Below are 7,379 nucleotides of genomic sequence, written 5' to 3' on the forward strand. Positions count from 1 at the left end.
GCGTCGATCACCAGCAGGCGAGCTGCCCGCCAGGCAGCGACGTGATGAGCGAGTCCCTTTTGGAAGGTCTGACGGCTGGCCAGCGTCGCCATGTCGCTCATCCGCACCTTGGTGGCGGCGAGTTCCTGGACATCGTCGAGCATGCTTTTGGCCACCCCCAGCGCAAAGGAAGCGTGCCCGGCCGCAGTGATGGGCATTAGCCCCATCCGGCTGGCAGCCGAGGTTCCCCGGAAAGGCTCGCGGGCGAACAGCGGCATCGTTCGGTACTCCGGAACGAACACGTCGGTGACGTTGTAGTCGTAGGAGCCGGTGCCTTTGAGCCCCTGGACATACCACCCGTCGGTGAAAGTGACCTCCTCGCGCGGCAGAAAGGCGACCCGCATGTCAGGAATGCCCTCACTGACCCAACGCATCTCACCGTTTTGCATCGGGAAAAAACCGGCGCCGATGTAAGCCGAGTGTCCGGTGCCGGAGCCGAAATTCCATGCACCGCTCAACTGGTAGCCGCCGTCGACGACTGCGCCCTGGCCGTTGGGGAAGTACTGACCGCCGATGGTGATGTGGTTGTCGTTGCGGGTGAATATTTCGGCGAAACCCTCGTCGGGAAGATACGTAGCGGCGGCGAAGGTCGAGGGTAGGTTGGCAATGCCGATCCAGCCGAAAGAACCATCTTGCCAAGCCATTTCGATCCACGTCTCGATCATCTCGGCAAACGACGGTTCGACGCCGCCCGCCGCAGTCGGATTGAACGCAGACATCAGGCCGCTGGCCCACATCTCGTCGACGATCGGCGCCGAGAGCGTCCGTAAGCGTTCGGATTCCGCGGCCTCAGCACGGACCAGGTCGCGCATCCCACGCGCTCGATCCACTACCCGGTCGCGCACTCCGGTCATCGGCGCCGCTCGTCCTCATCAGGATCGGGTGGCAGCACCATTGGATTAGCCGGCGGCCATGTCTTCACCTGGGCCTTCGCCGCTGCCTTTGCCTTCTCCTTGGCCCTTTTTCTTGCCTCAAAGGTGTCATCGTCATCGTCTTCGTCGTCCTCGGGGGTGTCGTCAGTCTCGAAGACGACCTCGTACCACCGCTTGTGGGGTTGCACCCGCATTTCGACGTCACCAGTTGGAGTCGCGCGTCTGACCTGGACGTTCTGGTTCTCTAGGCGCGGATCACGTCGGCAGATGAACGCTTCGAGCGCCTCCGCCAACGCCACACCACTGAGATTGATTTCTGCGAGCGCCCTGCCCTGGTACATAGCCACGCCGACATCTTGCACCGGAATCCCGGTGCACGCATCATTTTCCAGCCCCGCATGTCGAGGCCCTGTTGACGCCTCACCGCCTCCGGTCTTGCCAAAGCAAGGTCCGGAGGCCGTGAGTTTTAAGTTGTGTCAGTACAGCGGGATCCAGAGACCGAAGAGCCAGAAGCCCCATCCCCCAAAAATCGGGTTGAACATCGGGATCGCGTTGTACCCGTTGTAATTGAACGGCCCGAAATCACGCTGCGCGATTGCGATATCGCGCACCGGACCGTTCCATGGGCTGTTCCAACCACCGGGAGGCGGTGGACCGTTCCAGCCACCCGGGGGCGGCGGTCCGTCCCAGAAAGGCGGCGGCGCTCCGGGCGGAGGCCCGCCATTCCAGGCCCATCCGTGTTGTGACGGCGGAGGCGGCGCACCGTGGCCGGGCGCGCTGAAGCCATGCGGCACATCCCTGGGGCCGCCCATCTGGGGGCCACCCCGGTCGAAAGAACCCCTGGGCGTATACGGCGCTGATTGCGGTCCACCCGGACCGCCAGGTCCGCCCGGCCCCTCAGGTCCACGCATTGCCGGGCCAGCAGGTCCTCCCGGCCCGCCAGGTCCACCCGGTTCATGCCCCGGTCCGCCAGGCCCACCAGGTCCCCCAGGTCCAGGCCCACCAGGTCCACCGGGGCCTTGATGTCCGTTGGGTCCACCCGGCCCACCAGGTCCAGGTCCACCAGGCCCGCCGGGTCCGCCAGGCCCGCCCGGTCCCTGATGACCGCCGGGTCCGCCAGGTCCACCGGGTCCCGGACCGCCAGGTCCAGGTCCGCCGGGCCCGCCCGGTCCGCCAGGCCCCGGACCACCAGGTCCCCCGGGATCACCCGGCCCACCGGGCCCCGGTCCATCAGCGAAGGGCCCATGCCAAGTCGGAGCCGGCTTCAACGGCACGGCATTGGCAGGTCCGATGCCTACTGTCAGAGCAGAAATGCCGACGCCTGCGGCAATCGCCGCCCCTGCCACGCGCTTCACATACATCTTTGTTAGCTCCTTCCGCGCACGAAATCGGGAGCGTAGCCACCACGCAGAGCTGTGTCGTAAGAACGCCGCGTTAGGGACACGTCACATCCATCTCGAATGATTTGGTCAGCTGCTGTTGTGGGTTGGCCATGTTTACCCCCGCCGCAGTGCCTTTGATCGTGTAGGAGTTGCCGGTTTTTGTGGCCTGAACGGTGCCCTGATTCGGTGCGCCGGCCGCGTAGCCCAGCGTTGCGCCGGTGAGGTTACCCAGGCCAACCGCCTGCACGACCGGCGGATCAGCATTGCTAACCACCGCGCCAATCCCGTTTGCTGCGTCCCCGATACCGATGTTGGTGTTGCCACCAGCCTGGGTGCAGCTGACTGGACCGGTGACGTTCTGAGACTGACCGTCGATGACGACCTTCTCAGCGGCAGCCACCGGTGTGCTGGTATTGGAGCTTGTATTCGACTTGTTGCTCGAACAGCCAGCCAGACCTACTACCACGGTGGCTACGGCCGCTATGCCGACCAATATCCCGCGCTTTGCCACTGGACTCCTTTGTCTCGTCGCGCTCAAATACTGGCGGATTGCTGACAAGTGCACGCTTGAGCACAGGCCCGTGGCCGTCTCATCCTGGATGCACTTTCAGCGCTTCCCCTCCGATCGCGACCTTACGCTTTGAGGGGCGGCTGATGCAGTAGCTGCTGGTTGAGCGCTCAGGCCGGCGCTGAAGGATAGGCCGCAATCCAGCGCACCTGCGCGATCCGTTCGGTCAGTTCCTCGCTGCTGCGCTTGGGGGCGACGCCATCCGCGATGGCCTGCGCGGCGACGGCCTGCGCAATGCGCACTGCGACGTCGGGGACATCCGACCACTCCGGCAGCAACGGCTGGTCGGGGTCGGCGAGGGCGGGCGACGCATCGCCCAAGGTCGCCGCGGCAACCCGCATCATCTCGTCGGTGACTCGGGTCGCCTGGGCTGCGGTCACGGCGAGCCCCATCGCGGGGAAGATATAGACGTTATTGCATTGCGCCACAGGCCGTTCCACGCCATTGCGGCTCAGCGGCGCGAAAGGTGAACCCGTCGCGATCAGCGCACGCCCGTCAGTCCAATGGTCCAACTCGGCGGGATGCGCCTCCGCGCGGCTTGTCGGGTTCGACAACGGAAAGATGATCGGCCGCTCGGTCTTGCCGGCCATCTCACGCACGATGCTTTCGGTGAAGGCACCGGCGGCGGTGGACAGTCCCAACAGAACGCCGACATCGACCCGGTGTACGACGTCGTCAAGCTGGGCGGGCCCCGTCAGCCCCCAACTAGCCACCCGGTCGGCGGGCTGAGCGAAGTCACGCTGGCCTGCGGAAAGATCTGTGCGATCGTCGGTGAGCAAGCCCACCACGTCGACGACCCAGATCCGTTCTCGGGCAGCCTGTTCCGACAGCCCTTCGTTCACCATCTCCCGCCGGATCATGTCCAAGACGCCTATACCCGCCGAGCCTGCGCCGAGCATGACGACCTGCTGCTGCGTAAGCGGGCGACCCGCGACTTGGGCGGCACCGTGAAGTGCACCGAGGGTGACGGCGGCGGTGCCCTGAATGTCGTCGTTGAAGGTGAGCAGCTGGTCGCGGTAGCGGGCGAGGATCGGCTGCGCATGCACAGTGGCGAAGTCCTCCCACTGCAGCAGCACATCGGGCAGTTGCTCGCGCACTGTGGTGACGAATTGGTCGATGAAGGCGTAGTACTCGTCGTCGTCGATGCGTCGGTGGCGCCAACCAAGGTAAAGCGGGTCATCGAGAAGTTCGACGTTGTCGGTGCCCACGTCGAGCACGATCGGAAGAGTGCGAGCGGGATCGATGCCGCCGATGAGGGTGTACAGCGATAGCTTGCCGATCGGAATGCCCATTCCGCCGATGCCCTGGTCACCTAAACCGAGAATCCGCTGCCCATCGGTCACCACAATCACGTCGACATCGCGCTGGGGCCGATTGCGCAGCACCTCGTCGAGACAGTCTCGGTCGGGGTAGGAAACGAACAATCCCCTCGGCCGACGATAGATCTCGCCGAAACGCTGGCAGGCCTCACCGACCGTGGGCGTATACACAATCGGCAGAGTTTCGGGGATGTGGTCGTGCAGCACACGGTAGAACAGCGTTTCGTTGCGGTCTTGCAGCGCCCGGAGATAGATGTGTTTGTCGAGATCGTCGCGCCGAGTACAGAATTCATGCCAACAGTGCGCGGCTTGCTCTTCTAGAGTCTTCACCGCGGTCGGCAGCAGTCCGAGCAGACCGAATTTACGACGCTCGTCGACTGTGAAGGCCGTGCCCTTAGTCGTCAAGGCGTCGAACAGGACGGCCTGGCCCCGCTTTTCATTAGGCATCGTCAGCATCCCTTCCGTTGGAAGCCTATAACGAGTTGCGTTGGTGTGCAGTCTGTTTGACTTCGACGTGGCACCAGCCACGGCATTTGCCGACGTGTCCGCTCTCGACGAGCCCACACGGATCCAGTCCGCCCGTGATGGCTGTCGAGCCGGTGGGGTGCTGTACCCAACGGCTGACTGAGACGTAACTTGCATCCAACCGAACAGTGCCGGAGCACGCAAGCCACCTGAGCGCGCCGGGTGGAGTGACCGGCCCGGTCCCCCTGATCCAGCGGGGCCGGTTCACTACCGGGGATGCCGATTCGGCCACCAAAGCATCCGGCCGGCAGTGCTGGGCACAACGGAGCTTTGTGGCCCCACAAGATCAAGACCTCTACTGAATGCCGGTTGGGCGGCGAACCATCAAAAGCATGAACCGTTCGCTGCGAAAGTCTTGTGAGGTCAGGATGTTGGTGAAGGTTGTTCGCGGTATTTCATACCAATTCGTGGGGTATCTGTTTCTGCTTCTCGCGTCCGCCCTGCTCGGGCTGTTCGTAGAGGCTTTGGCCTACCGAAGTGGTTGGGCCGCAGTCGCCGGTGTGGCCCTGGGCGGCTCTCTTGTCGCAACCGTGGTGGGTTTCCGCAAGGCGGCCGTGAAGCTGGCCCAGTCACGCAGGGAAGCCGATCCCCTCCACTGCGTGAACATCCTCTCCGAACCCCTCCGTCAAGAGGAACTCGATCAGTACTACGTGAATTATCGCGGCGGTCAGCGGCGTGCCCAGTTGGCAGTGGCGCTCCCCGCATCGCGGCCCAACCAAAGTGAAGCGGAGGCTGTCGTGCCGAGGCGGCTGTCGGCATGATCCCGCGCCAGTGGGCGGGTACTGAGCATCACACGCTGATTCGCCAAGACTGCAGCCGGGCCGCAAAGGGCTTTCTAACCCAGCTGGGGTGCACGACCTTACCTGTGGTCAGCCTCCCACGCCTCGGCTCGCGCTTTAGCAGCTTCTTCGGAAGGGAAGGGCGAGGCTAGCGTGGTTAGGTTGCCGTCGACTTCCTCGGCGAGCCACCAGCCGTCTTCGAGCGCTCCGATCAGATACTCGCGGGTGTCGCTCCAGGCATGCTCGATAGGACTCAGCGAGGCCGCGACAGAGCCGGTGTCTTTCGTGACGACTAGCGACCAATGACCTTCGGTGAGCGCGGTCCACGTCAACGCGACAGGTTGCGGGCGAGGCCGCTGCGGAGTCATGTCGATCATTAAACGCCCCGCGCGGCGGCGTCACCAAGGTTCCAACAGGGGACGGCCCAGGGATAACACCGAGATAACACCGGTCTTGCTTCGCAGTGCTAGAAACCACATTCTAACTGCGACAATGTATGTGGTCCCGGCTGATCTCGAATCAGGAGGCAACGTGTGGGCATCATGACGACGCCGATCAAGCTTGGCAGAAGCCATTGTTATGGCGCAATCGAACCTCTCGCGTCTCACGATCCCAGGAATTCGAGCGCCTCTTGAACGAACAGCTCGTGGAATTGAAAGATGCCGCCGTGTCCGGCGTCCGGGTAGATCCGGAGCGTCGCATTGGGAAGGCGACGTGCCAGGTCGTACGAATTGGTTGTCGGCACCATGCGATCGTCATCACCGTTGGCCACCAGGACGGGATGGTGGATGCGCGCCAAGTCGTCCGGCTGCGCGAGCCCCCACTTGTGAATCGCTTTGAGGTGCGTCCGGAAGGTCCGCACGGTGATGGCCTTATCCCGGTCGTCGATGCGCTCTTTCAAGCGCTTGACGAACGCTTTGGCCTCTGACTTGCCGTTGGCCGTTCTGGTGAAGAACAGAAGTTCTTCGGGATTCTTCCGTGTGGCCAGCGCTTTGAGGTTGTCGAGGTAGCTCAGTCTCGTCACGTTGACGATGCCTGCGCCTCCGGCGGGCCCCGTCCCTGCGAGGATGATCTTTCGCAGCAGCGCGGGCTCGCGTTGTGCGATTACCTGTGTGACGAATCCGCCCATCGAGAAGCCGAGCAGGTCGACCCGATCGAATCCCAGTGCGCGGATGAACGCAATGGCGTCTTGTGCCATCGCCTCGACCGTGTCAGGTGTCTTGCCCTGTGAGGCGCCGACCCCGCGATTGTCGAAGGTGATGACGCGGTGCTTCGCGGCGATGCCGTCGACGACTCTAGGGTCCCAATTGTCGAGGTTCGCGGCCAGGTGATTGAGGAAGATCACCGGTATGCCGGTATCGACGCCGAGCTCGCGGTAGACGAATCGAGTACCGCCAACGGAAACCGACTTTGTCGGCGCGTTCTTGTATGACGTGCCACCCAAGCGAGAGTCTTTCATAATCGTTTCCTTTCATGCTCGTTTGTTGATGGCATGAGCTGTCCCGTCGTCGATGTGGCCCGGCCTCATTGGATGGGAAGGCCTTCACAGGCACGTTAGATCGATTCGGGCAGAGTCCGTCCGGTGGCGGACGACTCCTGCACACCGTGCACATTTCTGGGCACGCGGTGAGGCGTTCTACGGTGAAACGCCAGCTGGGTTGGGCGACTCTCAGCGTGCCGGCCGCCGGTGAGCGCGCCGGTGATGGGAGTTCAGGTTCGCGGTCCGAGCGCGGTGTGGATGGAACGCACCGCGCCTGCACCCTCGCCGACGGCCGAGGCCACGCGTTTCACCGAGGTCAGGCGGACGTCTCCGGCGGCGAATACGCTGGGCATGCTGGTTTCAAACGGCAGTGGTGGGCGCCCCAGCGCTGTCCAGGTGGCGCCGAGTTCTTCGG

General features: G+C 63.6%; 8 protein-coding genes and 1 pseudogene. 1 reads left to right on the forward strand and 8 read right to left on the reverse strand.

Features of this window, described 5'->3' with window-relative positions:
* From WAN71_RS07950 to WAN71_RS07970, 5 genes are all read right to left on the reverse strand, one after another.
* A partial coding sequence (locus WAN71_RS07950; protein ID WP_422224805.1) for an acyl-CoA dehydrogenase occupies positions 1-893 on the reverse strand: 893 nt, incomplete at its 3' end.
* Positions 890-1,258 carry a hypothetical protein gene (locus WAN71_RS07955; protein WP_422224806.1) on the reverse strand — a complete coding sequence of 123 codons (369 nt, stop codon included), beginning with the start codon at positions 1,256-1,258 and terminating at the stop codon, positions 890-892. The genes WAN71_RS07955 and WAN71_RS07950, both read right to left, overlap by 4 nt.
* Positions 1,259-1,387: 129 nt before the next feature.
* Positions 1,388-2,272 carry an MAP_0585 family protein gene (locus WAN71_RS07960; RefSeq protein ID WP_422224807.1) on the reverse strand — a complete coding sequence of 295 codons (885 nt, stop codon included), beginning with the start codon at positions 2,270-2,272 and terminating at the stop codon, positions 1,388-1,390.
* Between the two features lie 73 nt (positions 2,273-2,345).
* Positions 2,346-2,693 carry a lipoprotein LpqH gene (locus WAN71_RS07965; RefSeq protein ID WP_422224808.1) on the reverse strand — a complete coding sequence of 116 codons (348 nt, stop codon included), beginning with the start codon at positions 2,691-2,693 and terminating at the stop codon, positions 2,346-2,348.
* 278 nt (positions 2,694-2,971) lie between these two features.
* The gene (locus WAN71_RS07970; protein WP_422224809.1) at positions 2,972-4,627 is read right to left on the reverse strand and encodes an NAD-dependent malic enzyme; all 1,656 of its coding nucleotides are present in this window, start codon (positions 4,625-4,627) and stop codon (positions 2,972-2,974) included.
* A 410-nt stretch (positions 4,628-5,037) separates the two neighbouring features.
* On the opposite strand from WAN71_RS07970, the gene WAN71_RS07975 reads away from it, so the two are divergent.
* Entirely contained in the window at positions 5,038-5,466 is a 429-nt protein-coding gene (locus WAN71_RS07975; protein WP_422224810.1) for a hypothetical protein, read from the forward strand.
* Positions 5,467-5,564: 98 nt separating this feature from the next.
* Here WAN71_RS07975 and WAN71_RS07980 read toward each other — a convergent pair whose 3' ends face one another.
* From WAN71_RS07980 to WAN71_RS07990, 3 genes and pseudogenes are all read right to left on the reverse strand, one after another.
* Positions 5,565-5,852 carry a hypothetical protein gene (locus WAN71_RS07980; protein WP_422224811.1) on the reverse strand — a complete coding sequence of 96 codons (288 nt, stop codon included), beginning with the start codon at positions 5,850-5,852 and terminating at the stop codon, positions 5,565-5,567.
* 236 nt (positions 5,853-6,088) lie between these two features.
* Positions 6,089-6,943: an alpha/beta fold hydrolase gene (locus WAN71_RS07985; RefSeq protein WP_422224812.1), complete on the reverse strand. Its 855-nt coding sequence runs from the start codon at positions 6,941-6,943 to the stop codon at positions 6,089-6,091.
* 251 nt (positions 6,944-7,194) lie between these two features.
* Positions 7,195-7,379 (reverse strand): annotated as a pseudogene (locus tag WAN71_RS07990) (hypothetical protein); the annotation flags it as partial.

Origin of the sequence: Mycobacterium sp. (assembly GCF_049280035.1) — a bacterium.
Lineage (GTDB): Bacteria > Actinomycetota > Actinomycetes > Mycobacteriales > Mycobacteriaceae > Mycobacterium.